The organism is Butyrivibrio sp. AE3006 (assembly GCF_000424165.1).
In the GTDB taxonomy this organism is placed as follows: domain Bacteria; phylum Bacillota; class Clostridia; order Lachnospirales; family Lachnospiraceae; genus Butyrivibrio.
This window is the reverse complement of sequence record NZ_AUJJ01000018.1, coordinates 1-21,219: the sequence shown is the minus strand read 5'-3', so window position 1 is coordinate 21,219 and position 21,219 is coordinate 1. Positions and strand designations below refer to the sequence as shown.

The following is a 21,219-nucleotide window of genomic DNA, read 5'->3' as shown; positions in this document are numbered from 1 at the left end:
TTTATACCCTCGATACATATGTGATACTCACTGCATCTTTGATGGAGAATTATTATGAAAAAGATATTGATGTCGATTTTAATAGCAATTATATTCTTTGCACGCTGCTCGATTTCTAGTAATGCTGCGTTTCCGCTAAAAGAATCTGATAGCGAATCTGCGTCTCAAGAAGCAGAAGAATACTACAATAAGTTGCCACAAGGAGTAAGAGATGCATTTGAATCAGGAGGATGGAAGGTAATCATAACTGATATCTTCAAGGTTAATTTCGTTTCGGCGTTGTATAACGGAGTACCAAGCGGTGGCTATTCAGCGGGGTATACTGAGTTTGCATCAAAGAGCATAGTTTTGACTAATACTGACGCTGCCGGTGCAATGAATCATGAGATAGGTCATTACTTTGATTATATGCTTGCGGGACAGATATCATCTACTGATTCATTTATATCGATTTATAACGACGAAAAAACGAGCTTCGATGAAGGCACAAATGATTACGCTATGTCAGATCCTGCAGAATATTTTGCTGAGGCATTTAGGGAATATATTGAATGTGCAGGCTATTTGAAAAAGTGCTGCCCAAGTACATATACGACTTTGAACAATCTGGTCAGTCCATATGGTGGGACGCAGACAGATAATATTACATACTACACCAGAGCAGATTCTCATTTGATAAAAGAGACTGCTAAAACGGCAGCAAATAAGATGGCCAAGATTGCAACAAAGGCTGCAAATGTAGTCTTGTCAGGCGATAAAAATGCGGCGGCTTCCAGATCCTTGGATGAGTGGCTTGAAGTTGCAAAGGATACTTATTCTGATATGAAATCAGATCCTTCTGGTTGGGCATCGTCTCTGGCAGATAGAATAAACCAGAAAATCAGTGATTCTGATCCTGAGGAATTAGGAAAAGAGGTGGCAAATGGAGTAAATAAAAAGGTAGCGGAATGGAATGAAAAGGTGAAAGAAACTGATTGGGAGCAAAAAGGTAGAGATATTTCTAATAAAATTGGAGGTTTCCTTGAAGGGATGAATCCATGATGCGATTTAAGGATTAAGGTTATTCAGACGGATTTGTAAGGAGGAATTTAAGAATGATGACTGAAAAAATGGTGTTAAAGAAATTGGGTATTGTCGATTTTGGCTATCTCCCTAAAGACAAAGTGATTAAAATGTGCCACTAAATCGTTTTGGACAAGAAAAAATGGTAAGTGTTTCTGTAGATGTAGATGATAGAATTATATATATACCTATGAGTATGTATAAACTGTATGAGCAAGGATTGAGTGAACCTGATGGAATTGAATTGAGAAAGGCGTTATCGAATTAACTATATGCAATTATGAATTCGTTAACTAGATAATAAAATATTTGGTAATCAAAGTTTTTGAGGACTCCTCAAAAACTTTGATTATCTCTATTTATGTTCGCTTGACCGTCTTTTTTGTAATGGATTTCACAGCGACTTTGGCAGCGTTCTTCTCGTCGATATTCCTGACATAATCGCGGTCTTCTTCCCACTTGAGATGGCAATTTTATATTGCGGAAGAGATTGTCGCTGACTGATGAAGAAGTCCAGATAGCTTATAATCTCACTTTTTGTAAGAATACCTTTTTCTAAGAGAAGGGAGAGTATTCGCTTTCTTTGGATAGATGGAACGTTGTTAAGCTGACTTACATTATATCCATAATCCATGAGAATAGAGTGTTTAGCCAGTCCTGTGGCATCTAAGTATTCTCCGGATAGATAGCTCTTTTCATCGGTAATTCTGCAAATGGGAATACCGGTATTTTTTATGGTCTGATAAGTACTTTCCATGATGAAGTATATGTCGCAGTCTTCGCAGTATCCGGCATGGAATGATTTATTGAATTCTGAGTTCTGGTTAGAATCAGTATTGGCAAATGTGATCACAGCATCTATATCCTTGAGTTTATGATCCTTATTAGCGCACTTGAATATGCTTCTTCTAACGAGAAAATCCTTATACTGAATCTTAACAGTTTCTCTGGGGACCTCATAAATATCCATCATATAATATGGTCTTTGATTTAGTTTTGAGGAGCTTTTTTCCTTTTCTTTTTTGGAAGAAAGGCGGCGAATATCTTCTGAAGTCATCTTTCTTGCAGAAAGTACTTTGGCGGATTTCTTTGCTTTCCTTTTTCTGGTCTGCTTTGTTGAAATTGTTTCTTCCTTTATTGGAATGTATTTATCTTCATAAGTATTTGTCATTTTTATGGCATTTTCCAATTGGCTTCCGTTGCAAATACCCGTAAGATCAGCTTTATCAAGATAATATGCAGCTATGCTAAATGGAATGTGTTTTACGTCAAAGACAAAAGAGAAATCATCTGATTTATATCGATATATTACTTCAACATGTTTATCATCAATGAAGCGCCTTATCGTTTCTTTTTCCCAATGGATTCGTTCTTCCTTTGTAAGTCTGAGAGCATTTTGGAATTGTTTTTGAATTCGTTTATTATCCGGATTTGAATTATTTTGATTCATTTTTGATAACCCCAACAAAATAGAATGTACATGGACTATTGTAATACATAAAATGCAGAGCTGCACTCGTCTTAATGTGAAAAGATATGCTACGAATTTTGGACATTGTGCTATGATTAATCATATCAATAAAGAAGCAGAGAACAGAAATTTCAGAGATAAGCAAACCTATGGAATACATCGAAATTTTCACACGTGACAAACAGTTCACCGGGAGGGTCATCGAGAAGCATGAGAAGAAGCAGCCCGGGGACTACATAAAGCACGTTCTTATCATCATGAAGACAAGTGACAGCCCTGCTCCGGGAGAGGGTGAGGGCAGATATGTTGTTCAGCAGAGATCTCTGCTCGCCAAGTACTATGCCGGGAAATGGGATATGACAGGTGGCGGAGTAAGAGCAGGAGAGGCCGACGTGGAGGCTGCTGTCAGAGAGCTTTCGGAAGAGCTTGGGATTAAGGTATCACCTGATGATCTGGAACTTGCTTTTGAATATATAAAAGACTGGGACGATGGGACAGGACTCCTTGCTTCGATTTTCATGCTGAGGGTTGATGTTCCCAAAAGCGGTTTTGATTTTAACCGCTATGAAGTAAACGATGTCAGGGTCATGCCCTTTAGCGAGTTTTACGCACATATCATGGATCACAATGATGAAGAGATGGGCAGAGGCATCAGGGACATCGAGGCGAGGCTGTAACAGAGTTAGGAAGCGAAACTGAAAACATAGTGTTTTTAAGGAGGGTTACATGAACAAGGTATATTGCTATTCAAGATGCACCACCTGCAAGAAAGCTCTTAAGTGGCTTGATGATAACAAGATAAAATATGAGCTTATCGATATCAAGGAAAATCATCCCGATGAAGCTACTTTGAGAAAACTTCACAAAAAGAGCGGACTTCCTCTTAAGAAGTTTTTCAATACCAGCGGCAAGCTTTATAAGGAATTGGAGCTTTCCAAGCGCCTGCCCGATATGAGTGAGGACGAGCAGTTTAAGCTCCTTGCATCTGATGGAATGATCGTGAAAAGGCCCCTTCTTATAACAGATAAAAAGGTGCTGACAGGTTTTAAGGAAGAGGACTGGAAGGACGCATTAGGCTGACGGAAAACCGGGGATATGAAAACAATAAATGTAGTAGCAGCAATTATCTGTGATGATTACAAGAGAAAAACAAAGATTTTCGCAACTCAGCGTGGTTACGGAGATTATAAGGATGGCTGGGAGTTCCCGGGAGGAAAGATTGAAGAGGGTGAAAGCCAGGAGGAGGCCCTTGTTCGCGAGATAAGGGAAGAACTTGGAGCTAAGATAGAGGTTCATGATCTTTTAGATGTTATCGATTATGATTATGAAAGATTCCATCTTCACATGAACTGCTTTTGGGCAACTGTTGCAGAGGGCGAGCTTAAGCTTTTGGAGCATGAAGCTGCAAAGTGGCTTGAAGCCTGTGACTTAAGGAGCGTTGACTGGCTTCCTGCGGATCTTATTTTGCTTCCCAAAATTTCTGCAGCCATGGTTGATAAAAATGTGGAGTACTATGACGAGAACGCGGACTCTTTTTTCTCAGGAAGTGTTAATGCGGATATGTCCTATGAGAGGGACAGGTTTATAGAACTTCTTCCTGAGCACGGTCATGTTTTGGATGCGGGCTGCGGAAGCGGACGAGACAGCAAGGCTTTCATGGATTTAGGTTTTCATGTGACAGCTTTTGATGCATCCAGGGAAATGCGAAAGCGGGCATCGGAGTATCTGGGGCAGGAAGTGCTGGATATGAGGTTCGAGGATATAGATTTTCATAATGAATTCGACGGAGTCTGGGCCTGCGCATCGCTCCTTCATGTACCGGTAGAACAGCTCCCGAAGACCATGAAAAAGCTTAATGACTCGTTAAAAGACGGCGGAGTTATATATGCTTCTTTTAAATACGGCGATGGCACGAAGATGCGTGGAAGCCGCAGGTTTAGCGATTTTAATGAAAAGAGTATAGTACCGCTTTTCGAGGATGCGGGATTTGAGATTATTTTTAATGACACCGGCAATGACAACAGGCCGGGGAGAGAGGCCGAGATGTGGGTCAATGCTATCGGAAGAAAAAAGTAAGGTGATGATATAGGATTTCAAGGCGGGGCAGCAGGGGTGATGAATAAGGTTGATTTGGCGATAAAGCGCATTACTAAAATGGAGGCTATTCTTGATGAAGCTTTTGTGAGAATGGCTAAGGTGGCGGAATGCCCCGGAGCTCTTTTGGATTTTCAGCCTGAGATAAAGAGGCTTTCTGAGTATTACGAGAGCCGGCAGTGGAAGGATGATTTTGTCCTGGATGAAGAGGGGCTTTTACCAAAGGATTTAAAGCGGGGAGTGCTCTCTGAAGACGGAATATATGATGCACTTGAGAAAAATAAGGAACTGATTGAAAGGATAAGGGGTACGAAGATGGTTAAGCATGTGATTTTATGGACACTGAAGGATGAGCTTTCTGCAGAGGAGAAGACTACGATAAAGCAGGGAATTAAGGAAGGCCTCGAGGGCTTAAAGGGCAAGGTTCCGGGAATCGTGGATATCAAGGTTAATATCGATGGCCTTGCATCTTCCAACGCAGACCTTATGCTGGATTCTACTTTTGAGAGCGAGGATGCGCTTAAGGTTTACGCTGTTCATCCTGAGCATGTGGCAGTTGCTGATTCTAAGGTAAGACCCTATACGAAGATCAGAAGCTGTCTGGATTACGAGATTTGATGGGAGTTTGGCTTTAAGGGTTTAGTTTTTGCAGGTGAATCGATGATTGGTACAGATATCAGAAACAGAGGGGATCTGGTTGAACTCGTTAATGAGATAGGGTTTCTGCCTTTCTTTTCGGGAAGGATAGAGGGATTCTCGCTGGAAGAGAATGTTTCATACGAGGCGTGGTATCAGGGACGCTGGAAGGGCAGGGTTCACTGGGATGCCTGGGACTGGAAGGGTGAAGTTCTTCAGAACAGGGAGCTTGTCTACGGGAAGTTCTTTGAGAAGAAGGCGGGCTTTATCAGTCTGGAACTATGGCCTGATTTCTGTAACTATCGAAGAGACGGCTATGATTTCGATGCAAGATTTGATGATGGCCTTGCATCCTATAAAGATAAGGGCGTTGTGGATTTCGTCACGGATTCCGGGGCTTTGCTTACGAGAGAAATCAAGGATGCTCTGAATTATAAAAAGGGCGGCAACAAGGGGTTCGAGACGGTTATAACAAGGCTCCAGATGGAGACCTACGTTGTGCCTGCGAATTTTGAATACAGTGTACGCAAGAACGGCGATGAATACGGATGGGGCAATTGCCGGTACGATATCGCCGAAAGATTCTGGGGTGACAAGCTTTGCAGGTCTGCCTACAAGAGAGACCCGGAAGAGTCCTTGGAGAGGATCATTAAGCACATTCGAAAGGTTCTGCCCAAGATGGAGGAAGACGAGGTTAGGGCAGTGCTTAGGGGGTAGGAATTTATAAGAACGCTCGTGCGGTTATAAGAGAGGATTATTGGACTTCATTTTCGATAGAATTGAAGATGAGGAGGAGCCCAATAATCCTTTTTGTTTTAGAAAAATAAGGTGGGTTATTTGGCTACATGTGACATATATTTTCAGCATGTAATGCACTATTATAATCTTATCTTAACAACATCGAACAGTGCAGAAAAATTAGAAGCGAGCATAGAACCGGTCATGGACGGGGGACCAGTAAAAGCGCGTTCTACTCCGCTGGTACATGCGATCACAGGGATTACTTTTAACAACGAGATTGCAAAGACGGAGGTATTGATTATGCAGGAATTCATGATTGACAATGGTATAGTTATCGACGATATCGAAGGTGTGATGGAGGGTATTGCGAAGCTTAGTGGCAAGCAGATGCCAAGTCCACAGACTATCAAGAGATTTATCACAAATGAAAAATCCACAAAATTTTATATAGACGATAAGTGCTCATGTAAAATGCAGCCGGATCGGGATACGGTTTATCTATGGCTGGATAGTGGTTTTACCAGCAGCTACGGAGATCCGATAATGATATCCCTTTTAAATAAAGGTGCAGGCGGGTACACGGGTCACTTTTACGGAACCATGGACTCTCTGGCAGGAAGTATTGGCAACTTTTTCCCGCAAAACAGAAGGAACATAACCAAGAACCTGGGATCACTTAGGATTAAGTATGACAACAAGATATCAGGCAGAGATCATGCGCATATAAATGACGAGCAGGAATATCTCATTAAGACAAGTAATGAAGCCAGTGCCAATACAGTTATGGCAGATCTTATCAAGGGCCTCGATATCACTTTCCCGGAAGTTGAAGTAGAGCCTGAGCCGGAAATTGTGCAGGAGGTTGCAAAAGAAGAGCCCGGGATACTGATGAGTAAGCTTGAAGAGGAGATAACTATTGGTCTTCTGCTGGACAAGATGGAAGAGAGGGAAGCTTATATTGACGAACTCCTTAGCATCATTGAGAAGTTAAATACCGAAAATAAGCTTACCAAGGAAAAGATGCAGGAGCTTGAAGTTAAGAACACTGAATACAAGAGAGCTTTTGTTGAATTAAGAGCAAACATGCCAGAGCATTCTGAGGAAAATAAGTCAGAATCTATAGGTGAAAATATCGGTCATGATCTTCTTGGCAAGAAGGGAAGAATATTGGTACTCGGCGCAGCATCCCTTGATGAGAAGACCATGAACGGCATTGCAAAGCAGTATGGATTTGAGAGACGTGACTTTGTATACGAAACTGATTATGAGAAGGTCAAGAGTATGGCGGGCAGAGTTTCCTACGGCGAAAGATTTTCAGCAATTATCTTAGGCGCATGCCCCCACAAGGTATCTATGCTTGGTGATTACAGCAGTTTTGTGGAGAAATGCAAAAATGATGAGAATCTGCCGGATACTTACGAGACAAGGACAAATTCAGGAGAACTGAAGCTTACGAAGGAATCTTTCAGAAAGGCCCTGGAAGCTATGATGAAGGATTTGATGGAGAAGAGGCAGGAGGTGCTGTCATGAATAGAAGAGCAGTCAGTTTTATAATTTTATTAGTGACTGTGGTGGCTATGCTTGTGGGATGTGCGATGCCGGTATCGGCACAAGGTCACTGTATTAAGTCAGGATGTACCAGGAAGAGAAGCACAGGAAGCAGTTACTGCTATGTGCATAAGCCGTCGAGTACATCAAGCAGTTCGTCTTCCAGTAGCTCTTATAAAAGCAACTCATATTCAAGCGGTAAGAGTTCTTCGAAAAAGAGCAGCAGCTACTCCGGAAAATCCGGTAAGAGTTATGACTACTACGGAGTTCATAACTATAAATCCGCGCAGGATTTTGCGGACGATAAATATGAGGAGTTCTACGACTACGAGGATGATTACGACGATGAGGACGAAGCATACGATGCGGCTGAGGATTACTGGAATGATAATTACTGATGGGATTTAGATTGTTTGTGGAAAAGCTCTTGCTGGGGGGCAGAGCTTGCGAGTGAAGTTTCATTTATAAGGAGATTATTATGGGATTATTCGGATTGTTTTCAAGTGATGAGCATGATGTAAGGCTTACAGATAAGGAAATTGAGAAGCTTACCAAGAACATGTCCAGGTCTGAGAAGAAGGAATTCTATCGAAGGCAGGAAGAGATGGAGAGGGACCGCGCTGACAAAGAGGCATGGCTCTGGGCTATGAGCGATGATGATGATTTTTGATGGCTGATGTAAAATATTCCCTTTTTTACATTTGTGTTGTTGTAAAAAGGAATACTCGGACTTTGAACTACTACCTATACAGTGGGCACCAATGATTCATGTTTTTATATGTGCTTTGTGGGACAGGTATATAAGATGTAAATATACATAGAATTTATATATCTTTTTGTATGCGATTGAGTAAGGCAGGTATATAAGATGGAAATATAATAGGGCTTTTATATACTTTTTTCTGTGCCAAATAAGTACATAGGGGTGAATGATACTAGGAAAGCATATAAAAAAGTATATAAATTAAATTATTATATTCCATTTATATACCGGACGGAGAAGTTATGTGAGAAATAGGTATATAAATTTGACTTAAGAGCTTTTCTTATATAGGTTGTGTAAAAAGGAGCGTAATACATATTTAGGAACACTTTTGTAATAAGAGAGTAAAATATAGTAAAGGAGGTCAGCTATGAGAAAGATACGTAAGTCTAATTTCATATGGATACTGGTTCTTGTGGCTGTCATCTTTGTGGCCAACATGGTAGGCAGCAGGGCCTATGCGGATAAAAAAGAAACCGAGATCCCTGCTTATAGCGGCAGTCCGTCAATAGAGATAAACGACAATAAGCCTGAGTTTACAAAAAGCGAGATTACTAAGGTATCCTTTGAGAGTTATGGTGAGCTTGATGATCTTGGCAGATGTACTCCGGCTACAGCCAGCATCGGCAAGGATCTCATGCCTACAAAGGATCGCGAGTCCATAAGCTTGGTAAAACCAACAGGCTGGGAGCAGGAGAAATATCCCGGACTTGTTGATTCAGATCCGCCTTTTCTCTACAACAGATGCCATATGATTGGGTTCCAGCTGACCGGTGAGAACGCCAATGAGCAGAACCTGATAACCGGCACCAGATACATGAACGTAGAAGGTATGCTGCCTTATGAGAATGAGGTTGCAGATTATGTAAAAAGCACCGGCAATCATGTGATGTACAGGGTTACTCCGGTTTTTGAAGGCAATAATCTGCTGTGCGACGGCGTGAAAATCGAGGCGTTGTCAGTTGAGGATGATGGCAAGGGCGTAAGCTTCAATGTGTTCTGCTATAACGTACAGCCGGGAGTGATCATTGATTACTCGGATGGCTCCAATAAGCTGGATAGAAATTACAAAGCGGACCAGGGTAACAAGTTAGAAGATAAAACTGCGTCAGACAATGGGAAAACTTCTTCTGAAACCGGAAGTCAGAGTGGGAAAACGACGTTTACCCTTGAGGAGTTTGCCGGAACCGGAAGCGGAGATACCACAGATAATGTCTCAAGATCCACTCCCGATAAGACTTATTCATATATAGGCAACAGGAATTCTCATGTATTCCACTATCCTGACTGCGACAGCGTGTCAGATATGAAGGAGAAGAATAAAGTCTTTTTTGAGGATGCTACCAGAGATGAAGTAATAGAGCAGGGCTTTAAGCCTTGCGGAAGGTGTAAGCCTTAACAGTATAATAGAACGAGTATGACACGAAAACAGCCGGTTTAAAGCCGGCTGTTTTCGTAGTGTCGTTCCTTCGCGTGGAGAAAACTTTTTTGCAAAGGATAATTTGTTATATAGCATATTCTTAAATCTTTGATTTAAGAATGTGATATCTTCGGGTGAAGCATCGCCGTCCTGAATATCTTTCCCTCAACAATGAACCTAAGGCTTAATTCCTTGGCTCCGGTAAAGCATCGCTACCTTTGCTGGAATGGTATCCTTTAAGACTTTCGACTCCACCTTGGTAAAGCATCGCTATCGTGGCTGTCCTTGTCTTATGTTCTGAGTTAATAATACTCTTACGATTATCACAAAAGTGTCACACGGATTAAGCTAAAATTTTGACAAAACATCAATTGATGTGTATACTATCAATTGATAGTAATCAAAAGGAGGGGACCGACATTTTTCTCAGTACACAATCGAAAAAGGGAGAAGTCGTCGCTTTCTTAGAAGAATTAAAAGAACTTCTGGAGAAAGAGTATTTTGATATTGATTCTGATTTTACATTGATAATAAAGAAAAAGGGCGATGATGAAGAGCACTCTACGCCATATACTTTATTGGATTTGGACTATGACACATGGGATGTAGTTGAGAGGCTTAAGGAATTGACTGTTTCCGAGTATTCCGAGACAAAGATAGACAAAGACGACCTGAATCCTCCACTGTTATTTGTTTTTGGAAAAGAGATCAATGGAAAGCTCATTTATGTGAAATTGAAGATAAAAGGGGATCCAAAACGGCGCGTATTATGCGTATCATTTCATTACGCAGCAGATTCTATGAGATTTCCTTATGCATAAAAGGGAAGGAGGCAAACTATGGAGACAAGCACATTGATTAAAAAGGTTCATATGAATTGTCCTTTGTGCGACAAAATGCACGAAGTTGAAGAAAGAACACGTCTCGCCACTATTGCTCTGAAGGGTGATAAGGTAACTTATGAAGAGCGGTTTTATTTTTGTGCAAATGCAGACGATGATGAAAATGAATTTGAAACCGGATTAATGACAAATGAAAATCTTCTCAATGCGCGAAACGCTTATCGTATAAAGCATGGCTTGCTCACTTCTAATGAGATTGTAGATATTAGAGAGAGTTATGGATTATCTCAAGTTGATCTGGCAAGATTGCTTGGGTGGGGAGAAGCTACGATTTCAAGATATGAAAGTAAGGCTATTCAAGATGAAGCATATGATACTATGCTACGTTTGATTAAAGACAATCCGTTACAAGCCTTGGAATTCCTGAAGAAAAATGCTGATAAATTTCCAGGGCTAAAAAGGGTGGAAGTAAAATCGAAAATCGTGGAGAAGCTGGATTCATATGGAAAGGAGTACCTTACACGCCAGGCTCTTGAAGGGGAGTATGCAAGCTTTGAAGAGCCTTGCGATTCAAATGGATTTGTTTTGCTGGATATAGATAAGCTTGAGGCTGCAATCTCTTATATTGCAGAAAATGTATCGAATCTTTTTAAGGTAAAACTAATGAAAATGCTCTGGTATGCAGATGCATTATCGTATAAAAAGTGTGGATTAGCTATTACGGGACTTGTGTATCGACACAACGAAATGGGAGCTCTTCCAATCGGACATTATAGCCTTATGAATCTTGAAAAATTGGATGTTCGCGAAGAGATAAGCCTTAATTATGATACAATGCTTCATGTTTATCCAAGTGAGGGCATGAACTATGATGTGCTGAGTAATAAAGAAAAAGCCGTGTTGGATTCTGTAATAAAGAAGTTTAAGAATTATAAAGCGCAAGAGATAGTTAATTACATGCACGAGGAAAAAGCTTATACGGGAACAAATCCCGGGGAGATAATACCATTTTCATTGGCGAAGGAAATACGGGATTTCTGATGACTTGACAAAAATACGTGGATGGGTTAAATTGGTTTTACACAATCTAATAGTAATAAATGATATGTATTTATAGAGAGGAGACCCGACATGACTTACGCAGTAAGATATTATACAAAGACAGGTAACACAAAGAGACTTGCTGAAGCAATTGCAAAGGAGCTTGGAGTAGAAGCATTTCCCATCAGTGAAGCTATTGAAGAGCCTGTTGATATTCTTTTCCTTGGTAATTCTTATTATGCATTCAACATAGATCCCGAGGTTAAAGCTTTTGTGGGATCACTTGATAAGAAGAAGGTTGGCAAGATAGTTAACTTTGGATCCGCAGCCATGCTCAACTCAACATACAAGAAGGTTAAGGCTGAGGCAGATAAGGTCGGCATTCCCATGGATGAGAAGGAATTCCACTGCAAAGGTGAGTTCAAGGGTATCCACAAGGGCAGACCTAACCAGGATGACATTGACGCAGCAGTACAGTTTGTAAAGCAGTATAAATAAATTCAATGTACCCATACATATATGATAGGAAAAAGCCGGTTTCGAACCGGCTTTTTTGTATTGTTGTCCTTTCGCGTGGAGAAAAAGCATGATCTCTGTGTAGTTTTCCGTCATACCAATATTCTTGTGATATTGTAATAACGTTTGATATAATAATTGATTGTGGGGGACTGCGACAGTGCAGAATGAAGTAAAGCTAGGGGTATTTTGTAATGAAGAAGTATTTGGGGAATCTATTAATTGCCATCGCATCTGTGATGTGTATGACAGTCTTATTTTGGAGTTCAGCCATCAGCTCTGAGGCCGCAGCAGCAAAAGGCGCCAAGGATATAAAACTTGTGGAAAATTATTGCCTGTTTACAGCTGCTTCTGACGGATATTATTCATTGTGGATTCAATTTGGAGGCGACAAATCCAATAATTGGATGGATTTGGAAACAAACATGAAACTCTCTGCCAATGAAACCTATAAAGAACAGTTTTGGTTAACTAATGGATATAATCCCGGAAAAGTAACGGTTTATGTTGTATGGAGAGCTGAGAAAAAGGGTATTATCGTATTTGATGTTGAAAAATATAAGAAAGATTCAAATTACGTAGTAAAATCATACTCTACAACAATCAGCGAAAGAGAAGCCAAGCCCCAGGACGTAAAAGTGGAAGTTTCCAATGATAGTACTTACATTTACAGATATAAGATCAGTTGGAAGGATGATGGCTTAAGCCATACGTATAGTTATCCCACTGACCAAGGAACAAGTGGCGGTTTAGTTGGTAAAGGGAGTAACTATATATTAATGACAATGGACGACTATGAGAAGAAGGTAGAACTCAGAACTCTATCTAGGGATTATAGTACTCACGCTGATTCAGAACCTGTGACCTTCACTCTTCCTGCAGTTGATACTAAGGCGTTATTCGACAAAGGTGAGTTAACAATAGATCTGTCAGAAGGCTCTACTGAAGTATCAGATCCTATGGATATGATCAGGCGTTCATTTTATGGTTATGATTCATTAGATTTACTTAAAGTTTTGGTGGTTGCTTCCCCGGATAGAAATGGAAGAAGACGAATTGATTTAGACCTTGACGGAGAAATGGACATTGAAATAGTTGATAGACAGGAGACTGATACATATAAGGTACTGAAGACCAACTCTGTTAAGGATAAAATCACCTTTACTTTAAGTGATGATATAAAAGCCCAATTCATCAAAGAAAGAATACCGTTTTACTCACCTATGACTATTATCTTTCCGGATGAAAAAAAGCAGGGATCCGGAGGCATGACGGAAGAAGAGTGGTTTAATCAGATAGGTAAGTCAGAGGAAGCTTCGCAGAACCCTACAGGCAAGTCAGCTGCGCCTACAACTGAAGGCAAAGGGACTGATGCAGCAAGCGCTCCCAAGAAGGTAATCGTAGATGACATCACCTATGTAATCGATGTTAACGGAAAAGCTACCGCAGTAAAGATAGACTCCAAAAAGAAGGCGGCCCTTAACACAGTCACTGTAGATGGAAAAACTTACCCAGTTGTAGCAATCGCAAATAATGCCTGCAAAAATAACAGGAAAATCAAGACTGTCACAATCGGATCAAACGTAGAGTCAATTGGAAATAAAGCGTTCTATAAATGTAAAAAGCTTGGTAAAGTAACTATCCAGGCAAACAAATCCTTGAAAATAGGTAAAGGCGCTTTCAAGAAGATTAGCAAGGACGCTACCATAAAGGTTAAGGGTGTAAAAGGTAACACCAAGAAAAAGCTTATAAGAGCTATAAATAAGTGATTATATTAGTTATAACCAAGTAATTGTATTTCTGTAAGTATAAGTCATATAGAATAGAACACGAAAAAAGCCGGTTTCAAACCGGCTTTTTTCGTAGTGTCGTCCTTTCGCGTGGAGAAAAAACTCCTTTGCAGTGGATGATTTGTATATGTGATATCTTCGGGTGAAGCATCGCCGCCCTGAATATCTTTCCCCTCAACAGTGAACCGCAGGCTTTATTCCTTGGCTCCGGTAAAGCATCGCTACCTTTGCTGGAATGTTATCCTTTAAGACTTTAGACTCCACCTTGGTAAAGCATCGCTACCGTGGCTGTCCTTGTCTTATGTTCTGAGTTAATAATACTCTTACAAATATCACAAAAGTATCACACTATCTGTTTCGAACACTACGCTTGCCACTTCTCTTTTCATAGTCATCACGGATATCCTCATCCCATGCGCAGCGGTTAAGTTCTTCTTCAGCGTCCATTGCGGTTTCTGCCATCATTACTGAGCAGACTGCCTTTGAAACTCCTGCGTAGACATTCGCTGTTCCGATATCATCACAAACATAATTGACCGCTCTGTCCTTGCGGATGCCATACTTCTGAGCTTCTGCGTATGCATCGATATTTGCTCCGATAAAAATAAACTCCCATCCATACTTCTTTTGCTGTCTTTTTACCATCTTTTCGATTTTCTCTCTGGAGTACCTGCAGCTTGCATTCTCCATTCCGTCTGTAGTGATGACAACGATTGTTTTTTCAGGTCTGTCCTCTTGCCTTGCATATTTATGAACATTCCCAATGTGATGAATCGCCCCACCTACTGCATCAAGCAGTGCTGTACAGCCTCTGACATAATACTGTTTGTCTGTCATCTTCTCGATCTTTTCAATCGGAACTCTGTCATGGATCACTTCGCACACATCATCAAAAAGCACTGTTGATACGATTGCCTTCTCTCCTGTCTTCTTCTGCTTCTCCATCATGGAATTAAATCCGCCTATGGTATCCGGCTCCAGCCCACTCATTGATCCGCTTCTGTCCAGAATATAAACAATCTCTGTATAACCCTTACTCATCTTGCTACCTCCTTCGCAACAATCATTTTCTTTACACTGTCATGTTACAAAAAAGGCAGTAAGAAATGGTCAACCCGCAGGCGACCATTTAAACTTGAAAAGCATGGTGAAATTTAGATATGAAGAAAACGCCATGCACACATTCATATTGACGGCTGAAAGTGCGACAAGCACAGGATGTGATACAATGATGATTGAATCACACTAAAACACTCATATTGAATGAGGGGAATAGATTATGCCATTTTCCATAATCAGAAATGATATTACAAAAATAAAAGCAGATGCCATCGTTAATACAGCGAATCCTGCTGTTGCTATAGGTGATGGAGTTGATGCTGCAATATATAAGGCAGCGGGAGAGGAGAAGCTCCTTAATGCCCGCAGGGAGATTGGAGTTCTTAATCCCGGTGAAGTTGGGATTACTCCGGCATTTGATCTTGATGCGAAGTATATTATCCATGCCAGCGGGCCATGGTGGGAAGGCGGCGATCATGGTGAGGCGCAGCTCCTTGGGCAGTGCTATGACAGGTCGCTTGAGCTTGCAGCAGAGAATGGATGCGAGTCTATCGCTTTTCCACTCCTTGCGACAGGAACTTATGGATTTCCCAAGGAGCTTGGAATTCAGATTGCAATTGATGCGTTCACACAGTTCCTCTTAAGTCATGAAATGGAGATTACGCTGGTTGTTTTCGGCGAATATGCATATCATATATCCGGTAAAATCTTTGATGATGTTAAGAGCTATATCGACGAAGAGTATGTAAGCGCTGCTCTTGAAGATGAGTATTACTATGACGACATACCGGAAGGGCACTACGGACCAAGTGATAGAGAGTCAGGCAGGCGAGGGTTCTTACTTAATACTATAGAGGCCATGTCGGCAGCAATGCCCTTTAGTGCAAAAGAAGCTTCCAAGAAGAAAGAGTCATTTGGCGATTTCGAAGATATGATGCTTGGCGCGGGAGCTGAAAAAACACAGCTTCTGAATGAAGATTTCAAAGCTGAAACGGAAAAGACACCGGCTCCTAATGAAGATTTCGAATTTGAGGCGGAAGAAGCTGAGGATGAAGAGTGCGAATGCGAGATTATGTTTCTTGCTGAAGAGGAGGAGCCCCAGTCCCTTGATGATGCTCTTAAGGAGATGTACACGGATTCCTTTGAGAAGCATCTGCAGCAGCTGATAAACAAGAAGGGGCTTAAGAATTCGGAAGTTTACACCACAGCCAATATATCCAAGCAGTACTTTTCAAAGCTCTTAAAGGGCCAGGTTAAGCCCTCCAAGGAGAAGGTACTTTCACTGGCTGTGGGACTTAGATTAAATCTGGATGAGACTGTGGATTTCCTAAAGCTTGCCGGATATGCGCTGTCTCCCATCTCTCAGACGGATGTTGTGGTGAAGTATTTCATTGTCCGCGGGGACTATAGCGTTATGAAAATAGACATAGCTCTCTTTGATTACGGGCTGGAGCCATTATCGAAGGGATGACGGAATTTCAATAAAAATATAACATTTTTTGACAAATCAGTGTAAAGCGGACCGATATGAGTGTATCATACGGTCTGTTTTTTTGTGGGTGGTATATATATTATCAGAAACCAACAACACACCACGTGGTAATTAAAAAGAAACTAATGAAAGGGGGATCCATTATGAGATTTCACGACGTACAGGACTTAACAAAAGATTTGAAGAGCGAACAAAGAAATGCAACATATGAAAAATTGCATGATGAGTTCCTCAACAGACTTTCAGTATTTAACAACAACAAGAGAATGACTCTATTCGGCGCATCCTTTTTCTTCTAATCAGTAAAGGATCGAAATATAGAGATGAAAACGTCAGGACTTTTTTCGGAAGGTTTTGACGTTTTTTTAGTTCAAAATCTGAGAAGTCATCATGACAGTAATGATATTGATTTAATTCCTGAAAATTGTAAACTTAGATATGGAAGATTTAATAAAGGAAACTAAGCAGAATGAAAATATACGTTGATTTTGATGATTGTCTTTGCGAGACAGCAAAGAGCTTTTCTGAGCTTGTAGTAGGGCTTTTCGATATACATGTGCCCTATGATAATATGAAGTATTTTAATCTCCAAAAGACTTTTTCACTGACAGATGAGCAGTATGAACACATGATGATAGAGGGGCATAAGCCGGAGGTACTTCTTTCTTATGATGAGACACCGGGAGCCTCAACCACCATTAACAGCTGGATTGATAAGGGGATAGATGTTTCTATCATAACAGGGCGCCCTGCAAGCGCTTATGAGCCTTCAAGGCAGTGGCTTGATGAGCATAATCTGGACAGGGTTAATCTTTTTTGTCTTGATAAATACGGCCGCGATAACTTCATAAAAGGCAGCTCGTTTACTCTTAAACTTGAGGATTATTATAAGATGCACTTTGATTATGCGGTGGAAGATTCGCCCATGGCTTTTGGCTTTTTTAGTCACCTGCCGGAATTAAAGGTGCTTGTTTATGACAGACCCTGGAACCGCGATTGCGAGTTTCCTGAGGGCGATTTCAGACGTTGTAATGATTGGGAGACGATTAGAAATATAGTGGGGTAAAGGAAATCAAATATGCGCAGTAGAGGATTTGACTGGAGAGATTTTCTTAAGAAGGTTGCAGTGATAGCAATACCTGTTGCACTGCAGAATTTACTTACTACCACCGGTTCAATGGTGGATACAATGATGATCGCATCGCTGGGGCAGATGGAAGTCGGAGCGGTGGGACTTTGTGCGCAGTTTTCATCACTGATGTTCAGTGGCTACTGGGGATTTGTAGGCGGAGGAATGCTTTTCATATCCCAGTACTGGGGAGCGGGGGACGATGATGGAATTAACAGATCTTACGGTCTTACGCTGACCTGTATGATGACTGTTGCTGCGCTGTTTTGTTTTATGGGGACTTGTTTTCCGCAGCTTGTCATGAAGCTGTACACGGACAAGGAGTCCATTCAGCAGATTGGTATCTCATATCTTAGAATTGCAGGGTTTTCATATCCGCTTATGGTATTATCCATGGCCATGGCAGTTATGCTGAGGTGCACGGAGAGAGTGAGAATACCGCTGTACAGTTCTATAGCGTCAGTTCTGACAAATGTATTCCTTAACTGGGTATTGATATTTGGACATCTGGGCTTTAAGCCCATGGGTGTTCGCGGAGCAGCTCTTGCTACAGTGATTGCTCAGCTTGTAAGCGTGGCTGTTTTGACCATTCTTGGAATTCACAATAGGCATCCTTATCTGTTGGCAGTTAGCAGGCACTTTGGATGGAAAGGTAAATTTATCGGTGAGTACTTTAAAAAGTGCGCGCCGATCATTGCCAACGAAGTTCTTATCGGACTTGGTAACATGGTAATAAATATAGTTCTTGGAAGGCAGCCGGAAGAAGCCATTGCGGCCATCGCTGTTTTCAGAACTCTTGAGGGACTTGTAATAGGATTCTTTGCAGGCTTTTCCAACGCATCTTCCATTCTTGTGGGAAAAGAGGTTGGAAGCGGCAACATCGATACAGCTTATGCAAGGGCATGGAGGCTGGTTTATCTGTGCCAGTCTGTAATCGGTCTTGTGGTGCTGTCACTGGTGGCGCTCCATACACCTATTTTGACACTTATGGGAATGAGCGGAGAGAGCTTCAGAATAGCCTTTGGATTCCTTTGCATTTACGCTGTTGCTGCATTTATCAGAATGGGCAACTGGACTCAGAACGACACCTTCCGGGCAGCGGGAGATGCAGCCTACGGAACAATCTTAGAGATTACTTTCATGTGGGCTATGGTTATACCTCTTGTCTGGTCAACGGGTATGATTTTTAAGCTTCCTACACTGGTGGTATTTGCCTGCTGCTACATGGATGAACCCATTAGATATATCCTTATGCAGGTTCATCTCTACAGAGGGAAATGGATTAAGCCCGTTACCCCTGAGGGCATAGCGGCTATGAAGGGCTGGAAACCGAAGAGAGGATAACGCCGCAATAAATATTTAGGGTAGAAACCGAAAAGATGCGGCACCCGTGTTTTTAGAAAAAATCCGGCAGTGGCCGGCAGAAATAGCATACATAACAATATTTTCTTAATAAGGAGGGACTATGGACAGACAGTGGTGGAAAAATGCTGTGGTATATCAGATATACCCCAGGAGTTTCAAAGACAGCAACGGTGATGGAATCGGCGATCTTAAAGGCATTACGGAAAAACTCGATTATCTTCAGAATCTGGGTGTGACTATAATCTGGCTTTCTCCGATTTATAAGTCTCCCAACAAGGATAACGGTTATGATATCAGTGATTATCGCGACATAATGACTGAATTTGGCACCATGGCTGATTTTGATGAGATGCTTTCTGAGGCCCACAAGAGAGGCCTTAAGATCGTTATGGATCTTGTAGTTAATCATTCATCTGATCAGCACAAGTGGTTTTTGGAAAGTAAAAAATCAAAGGACAATCCCTACAGAGATTACTACATCTGGAAGGATCCGGTTGATGGTCATGAGCCCACCAACTGGGGTGCATTTTTCAGCGGCTCTGCATGGCAGTTTGATGAGACCACAGGCCAGTATTATCTGCATCAGTTCGTTCCGGAGCAGCCTGACCTTAACTGGGAAAATCCAAAGGTACGAGATGGCGTTTTTGACATGATGAACTGGTGGTGTGAAAAGGGAATCGATGGCTTTAGAATGGACGTTATCAGTCTGATTTCCAAGCCAGAAGTTTATGAGGATGGTCCTGTAAGACCCGGAGAAAAGTACGCGTTTTGCGGAAACATCACAGCAAACGGCCCTCACGTTCATGAGTATTTGAAGGAGATGAACCAGAAGGTTTTAAGTAAGTATGACCTTGTTACTGTAGGAGAGGCAGCAGGCGTAACCATAGAAGAAGCCAAAAAGTATGCGGGCTTTGATTCCAAAGAGCTGAACATGGTATTCCAGTTTGAGCACATGGATCTTGATTCCGACGAGCATGGTAAGTGGACCATGAAGAAACTGTATCTGCCTGACTTAAAAGAGAATCTCACAAAATGGCAGAAGGAGCTTGCCGGTGTTGCATGGAACAGCCTTTTCTGGGATAACCACGACCAGCCGAGAATCGTATCAAGATGGGGCAATGATTCCGATGAGTACAGAGAAATATCTGCCAAGATGCTTGCTACCTGCCTTCACATGATGCAGGGAACTCCTTATGTATATCAGGGCGAAGAGCTTGGAATGACCAACTATACATTCAAGGAAATCTCCGATTGTGATGACGTAGAGGAGATAAACATCTACAAGGATCTTGTTACGGATGCCAAAGTTTACACCCATGAAGAGATGATGAATGTCATCAGCGCTAAAGGCCGCGATAACGCAAGAACACCCATGCAGTGGGATGATAGTGAAAACGGCGGATTTACCACAGGTAAGCCCTGGCTTAAGGTTAATCCCAATTACAAGAAGATCAATGCTGCAGCAGAGGTTGATGATCCTGATTCTGTATTTAATTACTATAAGAAGCTTATCGCTCTTCGTAGGGAAAACGACATCATAGTTGATGGCACATATGAGCTCTTAGAAGCAGCAGATGAGAATCTCTTTATTTACACAAGGAGCCTCAACGGCAGAAAACTTCTTGTTGTATGTAACTTCACAGATAAGACTCTTGATGTTCCAAAGAGCATCGAAGCCATGACAGGAGGAGAAATACTCATCAGCAATTACAAAGAAAAGGCTTCTTCCATCAGACCTTACGAGGCAACAGTTTTCGACCTGAAGGCTTAAAGTAAGCCTAATTGGCAAATATATTGATTATTCCCTTCGAAAATCTGCATTTTTTTGTAGGAATTATCAATTGCCAAAAATATCAGAAAACATGTATTGTTATATAAAACAAAGGCGTTTTGAAATACTTAAGTGTTTCAATGCGCCTTTTCTTTTTTAAAACTGAATACTTCTATGCAAGGAAACAAGGGCGTTTCGGTGACTACCGGAATGTCCTTTTTTCTAGTGTGCCCGACGGCGCACGTTTCTAATGGGTGAAAGTCCCTAGCCCGCCCGACAGTGGGAAGGGCATAGCTGTACACCAAGGGTGTCCTTTCGTGGTATAACCACGTTAACGTGAGGGGAATCTGAAGGAAGGTGTAGGCAAATCTCCGACCTTACGAACAGAAACCATATATGAGGCTATGTTGATATGGGGGTAAGGCTACTAGACAAGTCAAAGCCCAATAACTGTACGGAACCGCGCATAGTAAATTTGG

General features: G+C 41.5%; 21 protein-coding genes and 2 pseudogenes. 21 read left to right on the top strand and 2 right to left on the bottom strand.

Annotation, left to right across the window (positions count from 1 at the left end; translation table 11 throughout):
* Positions 1–54 precede the first annotated feature (54 nt).
* Positions 55–1,041, top strand: coding sequence for an anthrax toxin lethal factor-related metalloendopeptidase (locus G603_RS0109835; protein WP_026670126.1), 987 nt, complete (start codon positions 55–57; stop codon positions 1,039–1,041).
* 415 nt (positions 1,042–1,456) lie between these two features.
* Here G603_RS0109835 and G603_RS0109825 read toward each other — a convergent pair whose 3' ends face one another.
* Positions 1,457–2,512: a hypothetical protein gene (locus tag G603_RS0109825; RefSeq protein WP_026670125.1), complete on the bottom strand. Its 1,056-nt coding sequence runs from the start codon at positions 2,510–2,512 to the stop codon at positions 1,457–1,459.
* Positions 2,513–2,682: 170 nt separating this feature from the next.
* On the opposite strand from G603_RS0109825, the gene G603_RS0109820 reads away from it, so the two are divergent.
* The 15 genes and pseudogenes from G603_RS0109820 (at position 2,683) to G603_RS0109755 (ending at position 13,903) form a co-directional block, all read left to right on the top strand.
* Complete coding sequence (locus G603_RS0109820; RefSeq protein WP_026670124.1) at positions 2,683–3,210, top strand: NUDIX domain-containing protein; 528 nt, start codon at positions 2,683–2,685, stop codon at positions 3,208–3,210.
* 49 nt (positions 3,211–3,259) lie between these two features.
* Positions 3,260–3,613 (top strand): arsenate reductase family protein, encoded by a 354-nt coding sequence (locus G603_RS0109815; protein ID WP_026670123.1) that lies wholly within the window; start codon positions 3,260–3,262, stop codon positions 3,611–3,613.
* Positions 3,614–3,628: 15 nt separating this feature from the next.
* A pseudogene (locus tag G603_RS23240) lies at positions 3,629–4,024 on the top strand ((deoxy)nucleoside triphosphate pyrophosphohydrolase); the annotation flags it as partial.
* Positions 4,022–4,609 carry a class I SAM-dependent methyltransferase gene (locus G603_RS23235; RefSeq protein WP_026670122.1) on the top strand — a complete coding sequence of 196 codons (588 nt, stop codon included), beginning with the start codon at positions 4,022–4,024 and terminating at the stop codon, positions 4,607–4,609. The pseudogene G603_RS23240 and the gene G603_RS23235, both read left to right, overlap by 3 nt.
* A 39-nt stretch (positions 4,610–4,648) precedes the next feature.
* Positions 4,649–4,915: pseudogene (locus G603_RS23230) on the top strand (DUF4298 domain-containing protein); the annotation flags it as partial.
* Positions 4,916–4,942: 27 nt separating this feature from the next.
* On the top strand, positions 4,943–5,245 hold the full coding sequence (locus G603_RS23225) for a Dabb family protein (RefSeq protein ID WP_026670121.1): 303 nt from the start codon (positions 4,943–4,945) through the stop codon (positions 5,243–5,245).
* Between the two features lie 42 nt (positions 5,246–5,287).
* Positions 5,288–5,980: an AlkZ-related protein gene (locus tag G603_RS0109795; RefSeq protein WP_026670120.1), complete on the top strand. Its 693-nt coding sequence runs from the start codon at positions 5,288–5,290 to the stop codon at positions 5,978–5,980.
* A gap of 324 nt (positions 5,981–6,304) precedes the next feature.
* A complete protein-coding gene (locus G603_RS0109790; RefSeq protein WP_026670119.1) occupies positions 6,305–7,534 on the top strand; it encodes a hypothetical protein in 1,230 nt (409 codons plus the stop codon).
* A complete protein-coding gene (locus G603_RS22605; protein WP_026670118.1) occupies positions 7,531–7,950 on the top strand; it encodes a hypothetical protein in 420 nt (139 codons plus the stop codon). Before G603_RS0109790 ends, G603_RS22605 begins: the two co-directional genes overlap by 4 nt.
* A gap of 80 nt (positions 7,951–8,030) precedes the next feature.
* The gene (locus G603_RS0109780; protein ID WP_026525314.1) at positions 8,031–8,222 is read left to right on the top strand and encodes a hypothetical protein; all 192 of its coding nucleotides are present in this window, start codon (positions 8,031–8,033) and stop codon (positions 8,220–8,222) included.
* A 463-nt stretch (positions 8,223–8,685) separates the two neighbouring features.
* The gene (locus G603_RS0109775) at positions 8,686–9,714 is read left to right on the top strand and encodes a DNA/RNA non-specific endonuclease (RefSeq protein WP_026670117.1); all 1,029 of its coding nucleotides are present in this window, start codon (positions 8,686–8,688) and stop codon (positions 9,712–9,714) included.
* Positions 9,715–10,091: 377 nt separating this feature from the next.
* The gene (locus tag G603_RS0109770; protein ID WP_155831039.1) at positions 10,092–10,556 is read left to right on the top strand and encodes a hypothetical protein; all 465 of its coding nucleotides are present in this window, start codon (positions 10,092–10,094) and stop codon (positions 10,554–10,556) included.
* 18 nt (positions 10,557–10,574) lie between these two features.
* Positions 10,575–11,618, top strand: coding sequence for a type II TA system antitoxin MqsA family protein (locus tag G603_RS0109765; protein WP_026525311.1), 1,044 nt, complete (start codon positions 10,575–10,577; stop codon positions 11,616–11,618).
* Positions 11,619–11,708: 90 nt separating this feature from the next.
* Positions 11,709–12,116, top strand: coding sequence for a flavodoxin family protein (locus G603_RS0109760; protein ID WP_026670116.1), 408 nt, complete (start codon positions 11,709–11,711; stop codon positions 12,114–12,116).
* A gap of 212 nt (positions 12,117–12,328) precedes the next feature.
* Positions 12,329–13,903, top strand: coding sequence for a leucine-rich repeat protein (locus G603_RS0109755; RefSeq protein WP_026670115.1), 1,575 nt, complete (start codon positions 12,329–12,331; stop codon positions 13,901–13,903).
* 369 nt (positions 13,904–14,272) lie between these two features.
* Here G603_RS0109755 and G603_RS0109750 read toward each other — a convergent pair whose 3' ends face one another.
* Positions 14,273–14,965 (bottom strand): vWA domain-containing protein, encoded by a 693-nt coding sequence (locus G603_RS0109750; protein WP_026670114.1) that lies wholly within the window; start codon positions 14,963–14,965, stop codon positions 14,273–14,275.
* Positions 14,966–15,203: 238 nt separating this feature from the next.
* On the opposite strand from G603_RS0109750, the gene G603_RS22815 reads away from it, so the two are divergent.
* The 5 genes from G603_RS22815 to G603_RS0109725 all read left to right on the top strand — a co-directional run bounded on the left by G603_RS22815 (position 15,204) and on the right by G603_RS0109725 (position 20,740).
* Complete coding sequence (locus G603_RS22815; RefSeq protein WP_026670113.1) at positions 15,204–16,454, top strand: macro domain-containing protein; 1,251 nt, start codon at positions 15,204–15,206, stop codon at positions 16,452–16,454.
* Positions 16,455–16,618: 164 nt separating this feature from the next.
* Positions 16,619–16,774, top strand: a complete 156-nt coding sequence (locus tag G603_RS22340) for a hypothetical protein (protein ID WP_155831021.1) — start codon at positions 16,619–16,621, stop codon at positions 16,772–16,774.
* A 170-nt stretch (positions 16,775–16,944) separates the two neighbouring features.
* Entirely contained in the window at positions 16,945–17,541 is a 597-nt protein-coding gene (locus G603_RS0109735) for a 2-dehydropantoate 2-reductase (RefSeq protein ID WP_026670112.1), read from the top strand.
* 12 nt (positions 17,542–17,553) lie between these two features.
* Complete coding sequence (locus G603_RS0109730) at positions 17,554–18,948, top strand: MATE family efflux transporter (RefSeq protein WP_026525005.1); 1,395 nt, start codon at positions 17,554–17,556, stop codon at positions 18,946–18,948.
* Positions 18,949–19,069: 121 nt separating this feature from the next.
* Complete coding sequence (locus G603_RS0109725; RefSeq protein WP_026670111.1) at positions 19,070–20,740, top strand: glycoside hydrolase family 13 protein; 1,671 nt, start codon at positions 19,070–19,072, stop codon at positions 20,738–20,740.
* The last annotated feature ends 479 nt before the right edge of the window (positions 20,741–21,219 follow it).

Bases quoted from the DNA above. Each gene is read 5' to 3' on its own strand.
- G603_RS0109795 (WP_026670120.1), top strand. From the start codon at position 5,288: ATGATTGGTACAGATATCAGAAACAGAGGGGATCTGGTTGAACTCGTT.
- G603_RS23235 (WP_026670122.1), top strand. From the start codon at position 4,022: ATGGTTGATAAAAATGTGGAGTACTATGACGAGAACGCGGACTCTTTT.
- G603_RS22815 (WP_026670113.1), top strand. From the start codon at position 15,204: ATGCCATTTTCCATAATCAGAAATGATATTACAAAAATAAAAGCAGAT.
- G603_RS0109790 (WP_026670119.1), top strand. From the start codon at position 6,305: ATGCAGGAATTCATGATTGACAATGGTATAGTTATCGACGATATCGAA.
- G603_RS0109755 (WP_026670115.1), top strand. From the start codon at position 12,329: ATGAAGAAGTATTTGGGGAATCTATTAATTGCCATCGCATCTGTGATG.
- G603_RS0109765 (WP_026525311.1), top strand. From the start codon at position 10,575: ATGGAGACAAGCACATTGATTAAAAAGGTTCATATGAATTGTCCTTTG.
- G603_RS0109735 (WP_026670112.1), top strand. From the start codon at position 16,945: ATGAAAATATACGTTGATTTTGATGATTGTCTTTGCGAGACAGCAAAG.
- G603_RS0109835 (WP_026670126.1), top strand. From the start codon at position 55: ATGAAAAAGATATTGATGTCGATTTTAATAGCAATTATATTCTTTGCA.
- G603_RS0109815 (WP_026670123.1), top strand. From the start codon at position 3,260: ATGAACAAGGTATATTGCTATTCAAGATGCACCACCTGCAAGAAAGCT.
- G603_RS22605 (WP_026670118.1), top strand. From the start codon at position 7,531: ATGAATAGAAGAGCAGTCAGTTTTATAATTTTATTAGTGACTGTGGTG.
- G603_RS0109780 (WP_026525314.1), top strand. From the start codon at position 8,031: ATGGGATTATTCGGATTGTTTTCAAGTGATGAGCATGATGTAAGGCTT.
- G603_RS0109760 (WP_026670116.1), top strand. From the start codon at position 11,709: ATGACTTACGCAGTAAGATATTATACAAAGACAGGTAACACAAAGAGA.
- G603_RS0109820 (WP_026670124.1), top strand. From the start codon at position 2,683: ATGGAATACATCGAAATTTTCACACGTGACAAACAGTTCACCGGGAGG.
- G603_RS0109775 (WP_026670117.1), top strand. From the start codon at position 8,686: ATGAGAAAGATACGTAAGTCTAATTTCATATGGATACTGGTTCTTGTG.
- G603_RS23225 (WP_026670121.1), top strand. From the start codon at position 4,943: ATGGTTAAGCATGTGATTTTATGGACACTGAAGGATGAGCTTTCTGCA.
- G603_RS0109725 (WP_026670111.1), top strand. From the start codon at position 19,070: ATGGACAGACAGTGGTGGAAAAATGCTGTGGTATATCAGATATACCCC.
- G603_RS0109750 (WP_026670114.1), bottom strand. From the start codon at position 14,965: ATGAGTAAGGGTTATACAGAGATTGTTTATATTCTGGACAGAAGCGGA.
- G603_RS22340 (WP_155831021.1), top strand. From the start codon at position 16,619: ATGAGATTTCACGACGTACAGGACTTAACAAAAGATTTGAAGAGCGAA.
- G603_RS0109730 (WP_026525005.1), top strand. From the start codon at position 17,554: ATGCGCAGTAGAGGATTTGACTGGAGAGATTTTCTTAAGAAGGTTGCA.
- G603_RS0109825 (WP_026670125.1), bottom strand. From the start codon at position 2,512: ATGAATCAAAATAATTCAAATCCGGATAATAAACGAATTCAAAAACAA.